This is a genomic window from Nonomuraea sp. NPDC050227, from assembly GCF_044459705.1.
In the GTDB taxonomy this organism is placed as follows: domain Bacteria; phylum Actinomycetota; class Actinomycetes; order Streptosporangiales; family Streptosporangiaceae; genus Nonomuraea.
The window spans coordinates 360,018-375,192 of the sequence record NZ_JBITJF010000008.1; the positions used below are offsets into that span (position 1 = coordinate 360,018).

Annotated in this window: 12 protein-coding genes; 8 read left to right on the forward strand and 4 right to left on the reverse strand. The window is 73.0% G+C overall.

Annotated features, from left to right (window positions below; translation table 11 throughout):
- Positions 1 to 90: 90 nt before the first annotated feature.
- Together ACIBK9_RS30715 and ACIBK9_RS30720 are read left to right on the forward strand one after the other, a co-directional pair.
- A complete protein-coding gene (locus ACIBK9_RS30715; protein WP_364331930.1) occupies positions 91 to 636 on the forward strand; it encodes an EF-hand domain-containing protein in 546 nt (181 codons plus the stop codon).
- An 8-nt stretch (positions 637 to 644) separates the two neighbouring features.
- The gene (locus tag ACIBK9_RS30720; protein ID WP_358294221.1) at positions 645 to 1,625 is read left to right on the forward strand and encodes a terpene synthase family protein; all 981 of its coding nucleotides are present in this window, start codon (positions 645 to 647) and stop codon (positions 1,623 to 1,625) included.
- A 19-nt stretch (positions 1,626 to 1,644) separates the two neighbouring features.
- On the opposite strand, the gene ACIBK9_RS30725 is transcribed toward ACIBK9_RS30720, so the two are convergent.
- Positions 1,645 to 2,610, reverse strand: coding sequence for a DUF5937 family protein (locus tag ACIBK9_RS30725; protein ID WP_397162279.1), 966 nt, complete (start codon positions 2,608 to 2,610; stop codon positions 1,645 to 1,647).
- A 58-nt stretch (positions 2,611 to 2,668) separates the two neighbouring features.
- Here ACIBK9_RS30725 and ACIBK9_RS30730 point away from each other — a divergent pair, with 58 nt between their 5' ends.
- From ACIBK9_RS30730 to ACIBK9_RS30750, 5 genes are all read left to right on the forward strand, one after another.
- Complete coding sequence (locus ACIBK9_RS30730; RefSeq protein ID WP_358294225.1) at positions 2,669 to 3,862, forward strand: MFS transporter; 1,194 nt, start codon at positions 2,669 to 2,671, stop codon at positions 3,860 to 3,862.
- 115 nt (positions 3,863 to 3,977) lie between these two features.
- On the forward strand, positions 3,978 to 5,858 hold the full coding sequence (locus ACIBK9_RS30735; protein WP_397162280.1) for a sensor histidine kinase: 1,881 nt from the start codon (positions 3,978 to 3,980) through the stop codon (positions 5,856 to 5,858).
- A gap of 49 nt (positions 5,859 to 5,907) precedes the next feature.
- Positions 5,908 to 7,401 carry a BTAD domain-containing putative transcriptional regulator gene (locus ACIBK9_RS30740; RefSeq protein WP_397162281.1) on the forward strand — a complete coding sequence of 498 codons (1,494 nt, stop codon included), beginning with the start codon at positions 5,908 to 5,910 and terminating at the stop codon, positions 7,399 to 7,401.
- Positions 7,402 to 7,433: 32 nt separating this feature from the next.
- Positions 7,434 to 9,206 (forward strand): NAD+ synthase, encoded by a 1,773-nt coding sequence (locus ACIBK9_RS30745; RefSeq protein WP_358294231.1) that lies wholly within the window; start codon positions 7,434 to 7,436, stop codon positions 9,204 to 9,206.
- Positions 9,207 to 9,342: 136 nt separating this feature from the next.
- Positions 9,343 to 10,455: a DNA alkylation repair protein gene (locus ACIBK9_RS30750; protein WP_397162282.1), complete on the forward strand. Its 1,113-nt coding sequence runs from the start codon at positions 9,343 to 9,345 to the stop codon at positions 10,453 to 10,455.
- A 70-nt stretch (positions 10,456 to 10,525) separates the two neighbouring features.
- On the opposite strand, the gene ACIBK9_RS30755 is transcribed toward ACIBK9_RS30750, so the two are convergent.
- The 3 genes from ACIBK9_RS30755 to ACIBK9_RS30765 all read right to left on the reverse strand — a co-directional run bounded on the left by ACIBK9_RS30755 (position 10,526) and on the right by ACIBK9_RS30765 (position 14,148).
- Positions 10,526 to 11,143 (reverse strand): TetR/AcrR family transcriptional regulator, encoded by a 618-nt coding sequence (locus ACIBK9_RS30755; protein ID WP_387666025.1) that lies wholly within the window; start codon positions 11,141 to 11,143, stop codon positions 10,526 to 10,528.
- 7 nt (positions 11,144 to 11,150) lie between these two features.
- Positions 11,151 to 12,692 (reverse strand): MFS transporter, encoded by a 1,542-nt coding sequence (locus ACIBK9_RS30760; protein ID WP_358294236.1) that lies wholly within the window; start codon positions 12,690 to 12,692, stop codon positions 11,151 to 11,153.
- A gap of 229 nt (positions 12,693 to 12,921) precedes the next feature.
- Entirely contained in the window at positions 12,922 to 14,148 is a 1,227-nt protein-coding gene (locus ACIBK9_RS30765) for an MFS transporter (protein ID WP_397162283.1), read from the reverse strand.
- A 135-nt stretch (positions 14,149 to 14,283) separates the two neighbouring features.
- Between ACIBK9_RS30765 and panB the strand changes: the two genes are divergently transcribed.
- Entirely contained in the window at positions 14,284 to 15,111 is an 828-nt protein-coding gene (gene panB, locus ACIBK9_RS30770) for a 3-methyl-2-oxobutanoate hydroxymethyltransferase (RefSeq protein WP_397162284.1), read from the forward strand.
- Positions 15,112 to 15,175: the final 64 nt, after the last annotated feature.

Sequence of the window (15,175 nt, forward strand, 5' to 3'; positions counted from 1 at the left end):
ACGTTACGGGGGGTGCCGGTGCGAGCCTCACTGACAAAGGGGCCGCCCAGATCTACTGTGATCACGCAGTTAGTCTCGGGGGAGGCATTGGTGGCTATCGACCTGCTCAATCACAAGCTCGATCGGGCGTTCGACCACATCGACGCGAACGGCAACGGCGTCGTCGAACGGGAGGACCTGCTGGGGCTGGGCGCACGCCTGCTGGTGGGTTTCGGGGAGTCCCCCACCTCGGTCACCGGCAACCGGCTCGTCGGCAGCTTCGACGGCATCTGGTCGACGTTGTCGCGGGCGCTCGACCGCGACGGCGACTCCGGCATCGCGCGCACGGACTTCCGCGGCGGGATGACGGCGGCGTTCGTCACCGGCGACCGGTACGAGCCGGTGTTCCGGCCGGCGACGGTGGCGGTGGCCCAGCTCTGCGACGGCGACGGCGACGGCCTGATCCGGCCGGGCGAGTTCCGGACGATGCTCAGCGCGTTCGGCACCGCCTACGACGACGTGGACGAGGCGTTCGACCGGCTCGACCGGGAGGGCAGAGGCGCGCTCACCGTCGAGGAGCTGATCCGCGCGGCCGAGGACTACTACCGCAGCTCAGACCCGAACGCCGCGGGCAACTGGCTTTACGGTCCGCTGTGAACACGGCCGTGAGCACCACCGTGTTCGCCACGGTGCGCACCGCGCTCCGCTCGGTCCTGCACTGGAAGCCGATGTTGCCGCTGCCGCGCAAGGGCGGCTCGCCCGCGCTGGCGCTGCTGCCGCTCGTCGAGCGGGTGCCGGCGATGGCGGCGCCCTGCCGGATGCACCCGGCCGTGTACGCCATCGAGGCCGCGGTCATCGACTGGGCCAGGCGGACGGGCCTGCGCGCCGACGCCGGGGTGGGCTTCCACCGGATGGCCGGGCGCGCGTTCGCCGAGTTCGACGCGGCCGCGGCGGCGCTGTTCGCCCAGTGGCTGACCTGGCTGTTCCACCTCGACGACGAGCTGGACGAGGGGTCGTGCCCGCTGGACATCTTCGGCGGCATGCTCAAGGGCGCGGCCCGGCACCCGCTGGAGGCCGCATTCGCCGATCTGTGGCGGGTGACCAGCGCGCGGATGAGCGACCAGTGGCGGGCCCGCTTCGCGGTCAACCTGCGCCGCCAGGCCGACGCGTGCCGCACCGAGGCCGACAACCGGGCGGCCGGGCGCATGCCGACGCTGGAGGAGTACCCGGCCCTGCGCAGGGGCACCGTGGGCCCCTACCTGTACGACCTGGTGGAGCCGTGCCTGCGGGTCGAGGTGCCGGCCTGGGTGGTCCAGTGCGACCCGTGGCGGGAGCTGGTGGAGGCCTGCAGCGACGTCACGGCCTGGTGCAACGACGTGGCCTCGCGGCCCAAGGAGCGCGGCGACGTGCACAACCTGGTCGTGCTGGCGGTGCGGCAGCTCGGGCTGGGCGAGCGCGAGGCCGTGGCGTGGGTGCTCGACCGGATCGCCGGGCGCTGCCAGGACATGAACCGGGCGGCCAGGCGGCTGCCGCTCGACGACCTCCCGCCCAAGGCGGCCAGGGACGTCAGCAAGGTCGCCTGCGCCTACCTGGCCGCGCCGCGCGCCCACCTGGACTGGCTGCTGGAGTCGTCCAGGTACGCCTGAACCCCCGGAGGGGAGCCGGTCAGGGGGCGGCGCCGGCGAGCATGTCGCCGGCCGCCGTCCGGCGGTAGACGACCTGCTTGCCGAGGCGCAGGCCCACCGCCAGCCCGCCGTCGCTGAGCACCCCGAGGTGCTGGCTGACCGCGCCCGGGGTGAGCGACATGCGGGCGGCCAGCGCCGAGGTGGTGCTCGGCTCGGCCAGCGCGAGCAGGATCTGCGCCCGGCTGCGGCCGATGAGCGCGGCGAGCGCGCCGGGGGCGGGCGGCGGGCCCTGCTCCCACAGCGTGCCGACGCCGAGCACCGGATAGACGAGCATCGACTGGTACGGAGCCGACATCACGGCCACCGACGGCCAGTAGAACGCGCTCGGCACCAGCAGCAGCCCGTCGCCGTGCAGGCCGCCCGCGTGGCACCAGGGCCGGTCGATGAGCAGCCGCTCCCCCGTCCACTCCACGGCGGGGCCGAGCCCGGCGAACAGCTCCCTGGCCCCGCCCTGGGCGAGCTGGCGGGAGCGGCGCAGCACGTCGCGTTCGAGCAGCCCGTAGACGCGCGGCCAGAACTCCTCGAAGCAGGCCCGCCAGTACGTCTCCAGCGCCCCCGCCACCCGCGCCACGCCGGCTTCCGGATCCGCCATGAACCGGTCGAGCGGCGCCCGGTCGGTGCCCGCGATGGTCGCGGCCTCCGTGCGGGCGCGTTCCGGCGGCGTGCCGCGGACCTGCTCCAGCTCGGCGGCGAAGTCGGGCAGCGGCGTCTGCGGGGGCGGGGTGATGAAGTCGGCCAGGTAGCCGGTCGGCGGCACCAGCGCGAACAGCTCGTCGAGGTCGAGCCCGGCCAGCCGGGGGCGCACGGCCTTGACCCAGGGCAGGTGGATCGACTGCCTGGAGGGGTCCTGGAGGGTGCGCAGGCTCGCGACCAGCTCCCACATGGGCGAGAACGCGAACCGGATACGCGCGACGTCCTCCGGCTTGAGGTCCCAGGTGACGGCCATGGTTTTAGTGTGCACTAAATCGATGGCGCCTCGGCCCTCCAGACCTGACCCTTGGTCCGTGTCTAGCACCGCTGTTGAGAAGCCTTCCTTCCTCCGCTCCCAGATCGGCGGACTGCCGCGGCCCTTCTGGGCCCTGTGGAGCGGCACCCTCGTCAACCGCCTGGGCACCCTGGTCATGCCGTTCACCGGCGTGTACCTGACCCACTCCCGCGGCATGTCGGTGACCGCCGTGGGCCTGGTCATGGGCGTCTACGGCGCGGGCTCGCTGCTGTCGCAGATCCTCGCCGGCGTGCTCACCGACCGGATCGGGCGCCGGGTCACGCTGGCGGGCGGCATGCTGGCCACCGCGGCCACCATGCTGGCGCTCGGTTACAGCACCTCGCTGCCGGCGATCGTCGCGTCCATGTTCGTGCTCGGGCTGGTGATCGACATCTACCGGCCGGCGTCCAGCGCCCTGGTGGCCGACCTGGTGTCGCCGTCGGAGCGGGCCCGCGCGTACGGGCTGCTGTTCTGGGCGATCAACCTGGGTTACGCGGTCGGCATGACGGCCGGCGGCTGGCTGGCGAGCGTCGGGTTCGCCTGGTTGTTCTGGATCGACGCGGTCTCGTGCCTGGTCTTCGCCGCGCTGGTGTGGCGGGCGGTGCCGGAGACGCGGCCGGCGGCGCGCGAGTCGTCCGGCGGGTTCGGCGTCGTGCTGCGCGACCGGCTGATGGTGGCCTTCACGCTGGTCGTGCTCGGCAACGCGCTGGTCTACCTGCAGACCGTGACCATGCTGCCGGTCGCGATGACGTCGGTGGTGAAGCTGACGCCGGGGCAGTTCGGCCTGGCCATGGCGCTGAACGGGGTGCTGATCGTCGTCGTCCAGCCGCTGGTCTCCGGCTGGCTCGGGCGCAGGGACCCCTCCCGCACGTTCGCGCTCGGGCTGGCGGTCATGGGGGCCGGGTTCGCGCTGACGGCCTTCGTCACCACGACGTTCTGGCTGGCCGTCACGATCGCGGTGTGGACCGTCGGCGAGATCATCACCGCGGGCATCTCCGGGACGATCGTGGCCGCGCTGGCCCCCGAGCACCTGCGGGGGCGGTACTCGGGGCTGTTCGGCTTCGCCTGGTCGCTGGCCTCGGTGCTGGCGCCGCTGATGGGCGGCCCGCTGCTCGCGGCCGGGCCGAAGACGCTGTGGTTCGCCGTGGGCGGCGTCGCGCTGGTCTCGGCGGCCGGCATGCTGGCCCTCGGCCCGGCGATCCGGCGGCGCTGACGCGGCCTGAGGTCCGGGGCGGCGCTCCACGGAATCCGCCGCCGTTGAGAGAATTTTGATCGGATGTTGGCTTCGTCCCGATAATTTCCTGCCGATCACGGAAGGAAATGGTGGGATGCGCCACGCAGTCTGGGCGCGCCGGGCGGTGACGAGGCTGGCCACTCCCCGCGTCGCGATCGGGATCGCCACGTTCGCCGTCGTGCTGGAGCTGGCCGACATCTGGGTGACCGCCCAGTTGCCGCCGTCGCCGTACACGCCGCTGCCGTTCGCGCCGGAGGACATGGCGGGCACGGCCTTCCCGGTCTTCGGCGCGATCCTCGTGCACAGCAGGCCGCGGCTGATCATCGGCTGGCTGCTGTGCCTGGGCGGGGCGAGCGCCGCGGCCAACATCCTGTCGGCCAACCTCTACCAGCTGCTCGACGCACGGCCGGGGCCGCGCTGGCCGGTCGTCAACCTGACCTGGAACGTCTGCGAGCTGACCCTCGGCGTCCTGCTGCCGCTGCTGTACCCGGTGGGCAGGCTGCTGTCGCGGCGCTGGCGGGCGGTGATCGCGCCGGCCGTGGCCGGGCAGGCGCTGGACTGGGCCGGGCTGCTGACCGACCGGCCGGAGCTGCGCGAGGCCGGGCACGGCACGCTCTCGGCGAGCATGGTGCTGGCCTTCGCCTCGCTGGTCGTGCGCTTCCGGCGCGGCGACGCGGTCGAGCGGCGGCAGCTGCTGTGGCTGCTGGTGGCCCTGCCGGGCCTGCTGGTGCCCTGGATGCTCGGCGCGGACGTCTGGTGGGTGGCCTCGCTGGCCATTCCGCTGATCCCGGCGGCCATCGCCGTGGCGGTGCTGCGCTACCGGTTGTTCGGCATCGACACGCTGATCAGCAGGGCGCTGGTGGGCACCGGCCTGGCCATCGTGATCACCCTCGTGTACGTGGCGGTCAGCGCGGCGCTCAGCCTGTTCCTGTCGGAGGTGGACCGGATCGCCGGGATCCCGGCGGCCCTGTTCGCCGGGGCGTTCTTCCAGCCGATGCGCCGCGGCCTGCAACGCGGCGTGGACCGCCTGCTGTACGGCAGCACCGGCGTCCCCGGCACGCTGGCCCGGCGGCTGCGGCACCGGCTCCAGCACACCGACCCGGTGCACGGCCTGCTGGCCACGCTCGACGTGCTGCGCGAGGGCCTGTCGGTGACCGGCGTGGCGGTCGAGGCCGACGGCGCGGTCACCACGTCCGGCGTGGTGGGCGCGGCGGCCAGGACGGTCCCGCTGGTGTGGCACGGCGAGCCGGTCGGGCTGCTGCTGATCGGGCCGACGGACCGGCGCAGGTTCCCCGCGGCCCACGACGAGCGGGTGATCGCCACGATCACGCCGTACATCGCCGACGCCGCGCACGCCGTACGGCTGACGGCGGCGTTGCAGCGCTCGCGCGAGCGCATCCTGACCGCGCGGGAGGAGGAACGGCGGCGGCTGCGCCGCGACCTGCACGACGGGCTCGGCCAGTCGCTCACCGGCATGGCCATGTCGATCAACGCCGCCCGGCTGACCGTGCACAGCGCCCCCGAGCAGGCCGACCGGCTGCTGGCCGGGCTGCGCGCCGGCATGGACGCCGTGACCGGCGACATCCGGCAGCTCGTCTACGGCCTGCGCCCGCCCGCCCTGGACGAGCTCGGCCTGGCCGGCGCGATCGAGGAGCTGGCCGGGACGCCGATCGAGACGTCGGGCGAGCTGACCGGCCTGCCCGCCGCGGTCGAGGTCGCGGCCTACCGCATCGTGCAGGAGGCGCTCACCAACGCCCGCAAGCACGCCAGTGCCTCACGGATCACGGTGGCGCTGCGCCGCGACGACCGGCTGCGCGTCACGGTCGCCGACGACGGGATCGGCCTGCCGCCGGACGCGCGGCCCGGCGTCGGGCTGGGCTCGATGCGCGAACGGGCCGCCGAGCTCGGGGGCACCTGCGCCGTACGAGCGGGACCGGGAGGCGGCACGGTTGTCCACGCCGAACTCCCCCTGTGACAATTCGCCATATCCCCGGACGTGTTCTCCCTCTACGCTTACCCCTGACATGCTGACATTCACCGCACTGGGACCGTTCCACGCCTGGAGCGACGGCGTCCCCCTCGACCTCGGCGGCCAGCGGCAGCGGGCGGTGCTCGCCCGTCTGCTCGTGGCGGGCGGCCGGGCCGTGCCCGTGCACACCCTCATCGACGAGCTGTGGCCGGGCGATCCGCCCGCGCAGGCCCTGTCCACCATCCAGGGTTACGTCTCCCGGCTGCGGCGTGCGCTGGAGCCCGGCCGCGCGCCGCGCGAGGAGGCCGAGGTGCTGGTCTCGGCCGCGCCCGGCTACGCGCTGCGCGCCGCGCCCGAGCAGGTGGACTCGTGGCGGTTCGAGGGCCTGGTGAAGACCGAGGGGCCGCCGCCGCAGGTGTGGGCGGCCATGGAGAGCGCGCTCGGGTTGTGGCGCGGGCCGGCGCTGGCCGAGTTCGCCGAGCTGACCTGGGCGGCGACCGAGGCGGGCCGGCTGGAGGAGCTGCGGCTGATCGCGGTCGAGCGGCGCGCCGACGCCGGTCTCGCGCTCGGCCGGGCCACCTCCCTGGTGGCCGACCTGGAGGCGCACGCCTCGGCCCACCCGCTGCGCGAGGAGGCGTGGCGGCTGCTGGCCCTCGCGCTGTACCGGATGGGCCGTCAGGGCGACGCGCTGGCCGCGCTGCGCCGGGCCCGCGCGGTGTGGCGGGACGAGCTGGGACTCGACCTGTCGGCCGGGCTGCGCCGGCTGGAGGCCGACATGCTGGCCCAGCGGCTGGAGGAGCCGCCGCCCCCGCCGTCCCCGACGCCGTCGTCCCCAGCGCCGTCGTCGTCCGCGCCGGCCGCGGCCGCCGACGAGCGGGTGCTGCGCGTGCTGGTGGCCGACGACCAGGCGCTCGTACGGGCGGGGCTGCGCGCCATGCTCGACAGCGAGGACGGCGTCGCGCTGGCCGGCGAGGCCGCCAACGGCGAGGAGGCCATCGCGGGCGTGCGCGCGCACCGGCCGGACGTCGTGCTGCTCGACATCCAGATGCCGCACCTGGACGGCCTGGCCGCCGCCCGCCGGATCCTGGCCGGGGAACGCCCGCCCAAGGTCGTCATGATGACGACGTTCGGCAGCGACGAGAACCTGTACGCGGCGCTGCGCGCGGGCGTGAGCGGCTTCGTGCTGAAGACCTCGGCCCCCGAGCAGTTCCTGGCCGCCATCAGGGCGGCCGCCGTCGGGGACGCGCTCATCGACCCGGCGGTCACCACCCGGCTGATCTCGGCGTTCGCCGGCCGCACCGACCCGGCCTCGCCGCCGGCGCTGGCCGGGCTCTCCGACGCCCGGCTCGACGTGCTCAAACTCGTCGCCCGCGGGCTGACGAACCGGCAGATCGGCCAGACGCTCGCGCTGCCCGAGGAGGAGGTGTCGGCGCTGGTGAAGTCGCTGCTGGACCACCTGGGGCTGTTCGACCGGGCGCAGCTGGTGATGGCGGCCTACGAGTCCGGATTGGTCACTCCTGGCGACATGGGACACTTTTCGTCGCTTTGACGATAAAAATCGGGTCGTACTAGGCTAATGACGTGGCACAACTGCGCATAGCCCTGGCACAGACGAACCCGACCGTCGGCGACCTCGCCGCCAACGCCGAGCGGCTGGTCGCGTGGACCCGTGACGCCGCCGAGCGGGGCGCTCACCTCGTCGTCTTCACCGAGATGTTCCTCACCGGCTATCCCGTCGAGGACCTGGTGCTGCGCACGTCCTTCGTGGACGCCAGCATCAGGACCCTGGAGGAGGTGGCGCGCAGGCTCGACCGCGAGGGACTGGGCGACCTCCCCGTGGTCGTCGGCTACGTCGACCGCGCCGGCCTGGCCCCCCGCGTGGGGCAGCCCAAGGGCGCGCCGCTGGACGCGGCCGCGCTGCTGCACAAGGGCGAGGTCGTCACCCGCACGGCCAAGCACCACCTGCCCAACTACGGCGTGTTCGACGAGTACCGCTACTTCGTGCGCGGCGACCGGTTGCCGATCTTCCGGCTGCACGGCGTGGACGTGGCGATCGCGGTCTGCGAAGACCTCTGGCAGGAGGGCGGGCCGGTGTCCGTCGTCGGCCAGGCGGGCGCCGGGCTGCTGGTGGTGCCGAACGCCTCGCCGTACGAGAAGGAGAAGGACGACGTACGGCTGGAGCTGTGCGCCCGCAGGGCGCGCGAGGCCGGCTGCGCGCTCGCCTACGTCAACCAGGTCGGCGGCCAGGACGAGCTGGTCTTCGACGGCGACTCGATCGTCGTGGACGGCTCGGGCGAGCTGGTCGCGCGGGCCGGTCAGTTCCGCGAGGAGCTGCTGGTCGTGGACCTCGACCTGCCGGTCGCCGACGCCGAGCCCGGGACGTTCCCCCACGACGCCCTCGACGGCACCACGATCACCGTGGAGCGCCGGGTGCTCTCGCAGGAGCCCGTGGCGCCCTACCCGGCGGCGCCCGCCCCCGTCGCCGAGCGGCTCGACCTGGCCGCCGAGGTGTACTCGGCCCTGGTGCTCGCGGTACGCGACTACGTGGCCAAGAACGGCTTCCAGTCGGTCATCCTGGGCCTGTCCGGCGGCATCGACTCGGCCCTGACGGCGGCCATCGCCTCCGACGCGATCGGCCCGTCCCGGGTCCACGTCGTGCTCATGCCCTCGCGCTACTCCTCCGACCACTCGCTGGCCGACGCCGAGGACCTGGTGGCCAGGCAGGGCATCAACTCCAGGATCGCGCCGATCGCCGAGATCGTCACGGCCTTCGAGAAGGAGATCGAGCTGTCCGGCCTGGCCGCGGAGAACCTCCAGGCCAGGGTGCGCGGCATGATCCTCATGGGCCTTTCGAACGAGCACGGCCACCTGGTGCTCACCACCGGCAACAAGAGCGAGCTGGCGACCGGCTACTCCACCCTCTACGGCGACTCGGCCGGCGGCTTCGCCCCGATCAAGGACGTGCCGAAGACGATGGTGTGGGAGCTGGCCAGGTGGCGCAACGCGCACACCTGCGAGGGCTTCCTGATGGCCGTCGAGCAGCCGATCCCGGAGAACTCGATCACCAAGGAGCCCAGCGCCGAGCTCCGTCCCGACCAGCGCGACACCGACTCGCTGCCGCCGTACGAGGTGCTGGACCGGCTGCTGGACGACTATGTGGAGAAGGACATGGGCTCGCAGGAGCTCATCGCGGCCGGGCACGACCCGGCGCTGGTCACGCGGGTGATCAGGCTGGTGGACCTGGCGGAGTACAAGCGCCGCCAGTACCCGCCGGGTCCCAAGATCACGCCGAAGAACTTCGGGCGCGACCGCCGTCTGCCCATCACCAACCGGTGGCGGGAGACGACCGGCTGACCCACCGCCGTCGTCCCCCCGCAGGACGACGGGCTGCCCCGCCCGCCTTCTTCCGCAAGACGACCGGCAGGCTCGCCCGCCCCCGCCACTCCGGAGGGGCGGGCGGATTGTCGGTCGTGCGTGGCAGGGTGGGCGCGTGGCACAACCGCTCAAAGACCTGATCAACGCCCGGTCCGTCTCGGTGCTGGCCGGCGGCATGGCCGCCGTGTGGCCGTCGTTCCCGCGCGCCCGGTTCACCGAGCACGCCCTGGCCGGGCTCGGCCCACTGGAGCTGAAGGGCCGCGTCAGGCACGTCTCCGCGGCCCTCCACGACGCCCTCCCGCTGCCCTACCCGCGGGCCGCCGAGCTGGTGCGGGCCTGCGCCGCGCGCGGGGAGCTCGACCTGTGGAGCGGCTGGCCGCTCACCGACCACACCGCCGTCCACGGGCTCGGCCACCTGGAGGCGGCGATGGCCACGCTGGCGGCGCTCACGCCGTACTCGACAAGCGAGTTCGCCGTGCGTCCCTACCTCGACCACCACCGCGACGACGCCCTCAAGATCATGTACGGCTGGGCCGAATCCCCCGACGAGCACCTGCGCCGCCTGGCCTCCGAAGGCTCCCGGCCGCGCCTGCCGTGGGCGCCGCGGGTCGGCTGGCTGATGGCGCCCGGCCCCACCCTGCCCCTGCTCGACCTGCTGCGCGACGACCCGAGCGAATACGTCCGCCGCTCGGTCGCCAACCACGTCAACGACCTGGCCAAGGACCACCCCGACGCGGCGCTCGCCGTGCTGGCCCGCTGGCGGGCGGGCGGCGGCTCGCACGTCGAGCGGGTCGTCCGCCACGCGGTGCGCGGGCTGCTGCGGTCCGGGCATCCCGAGGCGCTCGCGCTGCTGGGCGCCACGCCGGGCAGCGGCTCGGCGCGGGCGCTCACCCTGGAGTCCGACACGGTCGCCGTCGGCGGCAGCCTGACCTTCACCGTCACGGTCACGGCGGGCGCGCCCGGCCCGCTGGTGCTCAGGTACGCCGTCCGCCGGGCGGGCTCGCGCCGCGTCTTCCACCTGGGCGAACGCTCGGCCACCGCCGAGGGGGCGGCGTTCACGCTGCGCAAGAGCCATTCCTTCCGCCCGGTCACCACCCGCAACGAGCCGCCCGGCCCGCGCGAGCTCGACGTCATCGTCAACGGCCGCGTGGCCGCCACCGTGCCCTTCACCCTGACCGACGCCCCCGGCCCGGCGGCGCAGGCGGGTCAGGGCATGGCGCGACAGTAGGGCACAGGCCCCCGGAACGACGAACGGAGGCCGTCCCGAGGGACGCGCCTCCGTGGCGGGTGAGGGCGGCTCAGGGCTCGGCGCGGTCTCCGGCCAGCCCGAGCAGGACCATGTCGACCACCCGTTCGGCCAGGTCGGCCGGGAGGTCGCCGGCCGGCCCCCACTTCGACTGCCACATCATCGTGCCGGAGAACAGGGCCATCACCAGGTCGACGTCGAGGTCGGGCCGGAGCTCGCCGGTGGCGACGCCGCGCTCGACCACCGAGCGCAGCGCCTCCCTGCGCGGTTCGACGGCCCGCTTCACGAAGCGTTCCATCAGCCGGGGATAACGATCGGCCTCGCTCATCGCGATGTTCATCACGCAGCGGGTGCGGGCCTGGCCCGCCTCCCGGCGCATCGCGTCGAGCAGGACGATCAGGTCGTCACGCACGGAGATGCCGGACAGCGGCGGGAGCGGCGCCTTCAGCGTGGACAGGGCGTCGACGACCAGGTCCTCCTTGTTGGACCAGCGCCGGTAGATCGTGGTCTTGCCGACGCCCGCCCGCGACGCGATGGCCTCGATCGACAGCTCCGACACCCCCATGCCCTCGCCGATCAGGTCGAGGGTCGCGTCGATGATCGCCTTCTCGGCCTTCTCGCTGCGCGGACGGCCCGCCGGGCGGGCAGTCCCTGAATCCTGGATCGTCATCGCGGCCTCACACTACCGCTGGTTCCTTCTGTTCCGCCTGCTGGACCGGGCGCGCCTTGCCCGGCATCCACTTGGCCACCACCGCGACGCCCACCAGGCCGATCACGGCCGACACCATCGCCGTGACGTGCATGCCGTCGACGAAGGCGGCGAAGGCGGGCTTGATCAGCGCATGGCCGCGCTCGCCGAGCTTCCCGGCGAACTCCATCGTCGCCATGATCGACTCACCGGCGGCGTGCGGGGCGCCGGCCGGGAGCGCCGAGGCGATCTCGCCGCGGTAGCTGCTGGACAGGACCGAGCCGAGCACGGCCACGCCGAGCGCGCCGGCGACCTGGCGGACGGTGTTGCTCATGGCCGAGCCCACACCGGCCTTCTCCCTGGGCAGCGCCTCCATGATGGCGGTGGTCGCGGGCGGCATGATGTTCGCCATCGCCGCGCCCTGGACGAAGAAGATGATCTCGATCAGCACCACGGGCGTGTCGACGTCCATCAGCGCGTAGCTGCCCAGCGCCGCGGTCACCACGAGCATGCTGACCGTGGCCGACAGCTTGGCGCCGAAGAGCTGGTTCACCCGCTGGCTGAGCGGCGCGAAGATGAGCTGCGCGGCGGCGAACGGGATCATCAGGGCCCCCGCCTGGATCGGGCTGAAGCCCAGCACGATCTGCAGGTAGAAGGTCAGGAAGAACATCCCGCCCATCATCGCGAAGAAGACCAGGCCCATCATGCCGATGGCCGAGCTGAACCGTACGTTGCTGAAGTTGCGCACGTCGAACACCGGGTTGTCGATGCGACGTTCCCACCACACGAACACGCCCAGCACGAGCAGGCCGGCCACCGTCGGGACGATCACCTCGGCGCTGGCCAGGGTGCCCAGGTCGCCGCCGCGGATGATGCCGTAGACCAGCGCGACCAGACCGATGATCGACAGCAGCACGCCCACCGGGTCGAGCCTGGACGGCTTCGGGTCACGCGACTCGGGCACGAAGGCGGCGATGAGGAACATGCTGATCACCACGATCGGCACGTTGATCAGGAACACCGAGCCCCACCAGAAGTGCTCGATGAGCAGGCCGCCGGTGATCGGGCCGATCGCCACCGCGAGCCCCACGCCGCCGGCCCAGATGCCGATCGCCTTGCCACGCTCGCCGGGCGGGAACACGTTGGAGATGATCGCCAGCGTGGCCGGCATGATCGCCGCGCCGCCGATACCCATCGCCGCCCTGGCGAGGATCAGCTGCATCGGGTCCTGGGAGTAGGCGCTGGCCAGCGAGGCCAGGCCGAACAGCGCCATGCCGATGAACAACATGCGCTTGCGGCCCGTGCGGTCGCCGATCACGCCGAAGGTGAACAGCAGCCCGGCGAACACCAGCGTGTAGGAGTTGATCGCCCACTCCAGCTGACCCTGCGTCGCGCCCAAGCCGGCATGGGGGTCGGCGATGGTCTTCATCGCCACGTTGAGGATCGTGTTGTCCAGCACGACCGCCAGGAGGCTGAACACCAGCACTCCCAGGATGCCCCACCTGCGTGGATGCCCCGCGTTCTGATCCATGAGAACGTCCTTAATTTCGATACGACCAAGTTTCGCAACGTCACCGTATCGCAAGGTATTCCGATACGCAACGGTCTCGTTTCGTAACTTTCGCCTGACGGGCGGAGTGCGCACGGGGAAACAAACGGGAAACCCCGTTCACCCCCCGCACAGGCCGTCCCAAGGCCCTGCGGACACCGCTGACAGGCCCCCCGGCCCGAACGGCCGGCAGGCTGGAACCGCCGCCGGATCAGCTCTTGGCCGCCGCCGGAGGCAGCACGTGCTCCTTGGCCCCGACCGGCGTGCCCGCGACCGGCGGACGCCGCCGCCACAGCGGCAGCGCGACCGCCACCATGACCACCCCGACCAGCCCCGCCACCACGAACGCCCACGTCGGCCCGCTGCCGTCGATGATCGCCCCGGCGATCGGCGAGGACGCGGCACCGCCGATGAGCAGGGCCGTGCCGTGCAGGCCCATCGCCTCGCCCCTGGCCGCGGCGGGCACCCAGCGGCTGAGCACGTCGACGGTGGAGGACAGCGCCGGGGCGCACAGCAGGCCGGCGGGCAGCATCGCCAGGATCAGCCACCGCCAGTCGGCGCCGGCCAGGCCCACGGGGATGGTCAGCAGGCCCATGCCCGCGATGAGCACCAGGGGCGAGAAGCCGCGCGACAGCCCGCCGTAGACGAAGCCCCCGACCAGCGAGTAGAGGCACCAGATCGCCACGGCGAGGCCCACCCACTGCGTCTCGCCCGCGGTGTTGATGGTGGCCACCAGCCCGAGCTCGGTCGCGGTGAGGATGAAGGTGGCCGCCGCCGTGGTGCCGAGCAGCGCGACGAAGCCCGGCGTGAGCCACTGCCGCCGCGGCACCTTCACCACCGGCCCCTCCAGCTCGACGGCCGACCGGGTGGGCGGGTTGAACACGATCAGGCCGAGGCCCGCGGCCGTGATGCCGACGCCGATGAGGACCAGCGTCGTCGTGCTGCCCAGCGTGGTGATGCCGGCCGCGGCGAGCGCGGGACCGGTCATGTACGACAGCTCGACCAGCATCGAGTCGAGCGTGAACCCGGTGCGCCGCTGCTCCGGCGGCACCAGCGCGGCCAGCGACTGCCTGGTCACGCTGAACACCGGCAGGTTGAGCAGGCCCGCCACGGCTGCCGCGACGGCGAGGGCGGGCAGCGGCAGCGCCCACGCGCACGACCAGAACACCGCCTGGGCCAGGGTGGTGACGACGAGCACGGGACGCACCCCGTGGCGGTCGACGAACCGGCCCGACAGCGGCGAGCCGACGGCCATGCCGACCGTGCTGGCCATCGTCACCACGCCGGCCTCGACGTAGCCGAGGCGCAGCCCGAAGACCACGTGGAGGGTGAGCGCCATTCCCATGGCGGTGGCCGGGACGCGCGCGAGCATCCCCACCAGGAGCAGAGTGCGGACGCCGGGCAGCCGGAAGAGCCTGCGGTATTGGTCGAGAGCCATGGTGTGTCGTTTACCTCCGCGTCGATTGTGTCAAGAGGCACCGACAGTTTCGCCACTGGATTTCCCCTCATGACATCATCGAAGGAGTCCGGGGACGTCACTGGGACGCCTCGAGACGTTTCTGGAGGGAGTTCCATGTCTTCCACCACGCTGTACGGCGGCGCGTCGGGCCGCCGGGTCACCGTCCGCGACCTCGCGGCGGCCAAGGAGCGCGGAGAGCGGTGGCCCATGGTCACCGCCTACGACGCGATGACGGCCCGGGTGTTCGACCAGGCGGGCGTGCCCGTGCTGCTGGTCGGCGACTCCGCGGCCATGGTCGTCTACGGCTTCGACTCCACCCTCCCGGTCACCCTCGACCACCTCGTCCCGCTCACCGCGGCCGTGGTGCGGGGGTCGTCGCGGGCGCTGGTCGTGGCGGACCTGCCGTTCGGGTCGTATCAGGGGTCGCCGCAGCAGGCGCTGGAGTCGGCGGCCAGGTTCATGAAGGAGGCGGGGGCGCACGCGGTCAAGCTGGAGGGCGGCCGGCGGGTGCTGCCGCAGGTCGAGGCGCTGGTGTCGGCGGGCGTGCCGGTCATGGCGCACCTCGGGCTCACGCCGCAGTCGGTCAACGCGCTCGGCGGCTACCGGGTGCAGGGGCGCGGCCAGTCGGGCGAGGAGCTGATGGCCGACGCCAAGGACCTGGAGCGGGCCGGGGCGTTCGCGGTGGTGCTGGAGTGCGTGCCGGCCGATCTGGCCCACCGGGTGACCACGTCGCTGTCGATCCCCACGGTCGGCATCGGGGCGGGGCCGTCCACGGACGCGCAGGTCCTGGTGTGGCAGGACATGATGGGGCTGACGCCGCGCCCGGCCAAGTTCGTCAAGCGCTACTTCGACCTGGCCTCGGAGATGGACCGCGCGGTGCGGGCCTTCGCCGACGAGGTGACCTCGGGGGCCTTCCCGGCCCCCGAGCACACCTACTGCTGACCGCGAGCGCCTTCCCGCGCCCCGGAAAGGCCCCGGGCGCCTTCTCCCACCACGGAAAGGCCCC

Coding starts and splice junctions, on each gene's coding strand:
- ACIBK9_RS30725 (WP_397162279.1), bottom strand. CDS start 2,610: ATGGCCGTCACCTGGGACCTCAAGCCGGAGGACGTCGCGCGTATCCGG.
- ACIBK9_RS30735 (WP_397162280.1), top strand. CDS start 3,978: ATGCGCCACGCAGTCTGGGCGCGCCGGGCGGTGACGAGGCTGGCCACT.
- ACIBK9_RS30740 (WP_397162281.1), top strand. CDS start 5,908: ATGCTGACATTCACCGCACTGGGACCGTTCCACGCCTGGAGCGACGGC.
- ACIBK9_RS30755 (WP_387666025.1), bottom strand. CDS start 11,143: ATGACGATCCAGGATTCAGGGACTGCCCGCCCGGCGGGCCGTCCGCGC.
- ACIBK9_RS30760 (WP_358294236.1), bottom strand. CDS start 12,692: ATGGATCAGAACGCGGGGCATCCACGCAGGTGGGGCATCCTGGGAGTG.
- ACIBK9_RS30765 (WP_397162283.1), bottom strand. CDS start 14,148: ATGGCTCTCGACCAATACCGCAGGCTCTTCCGGCTGCCCGGCGTCCGC.
- panB (WP_397162284.1), top strand. CDS start 14,284: ATGTCTTCCACCACGCTGTACGGCGGCGCGTCGGGCCGCCGGGTCACC.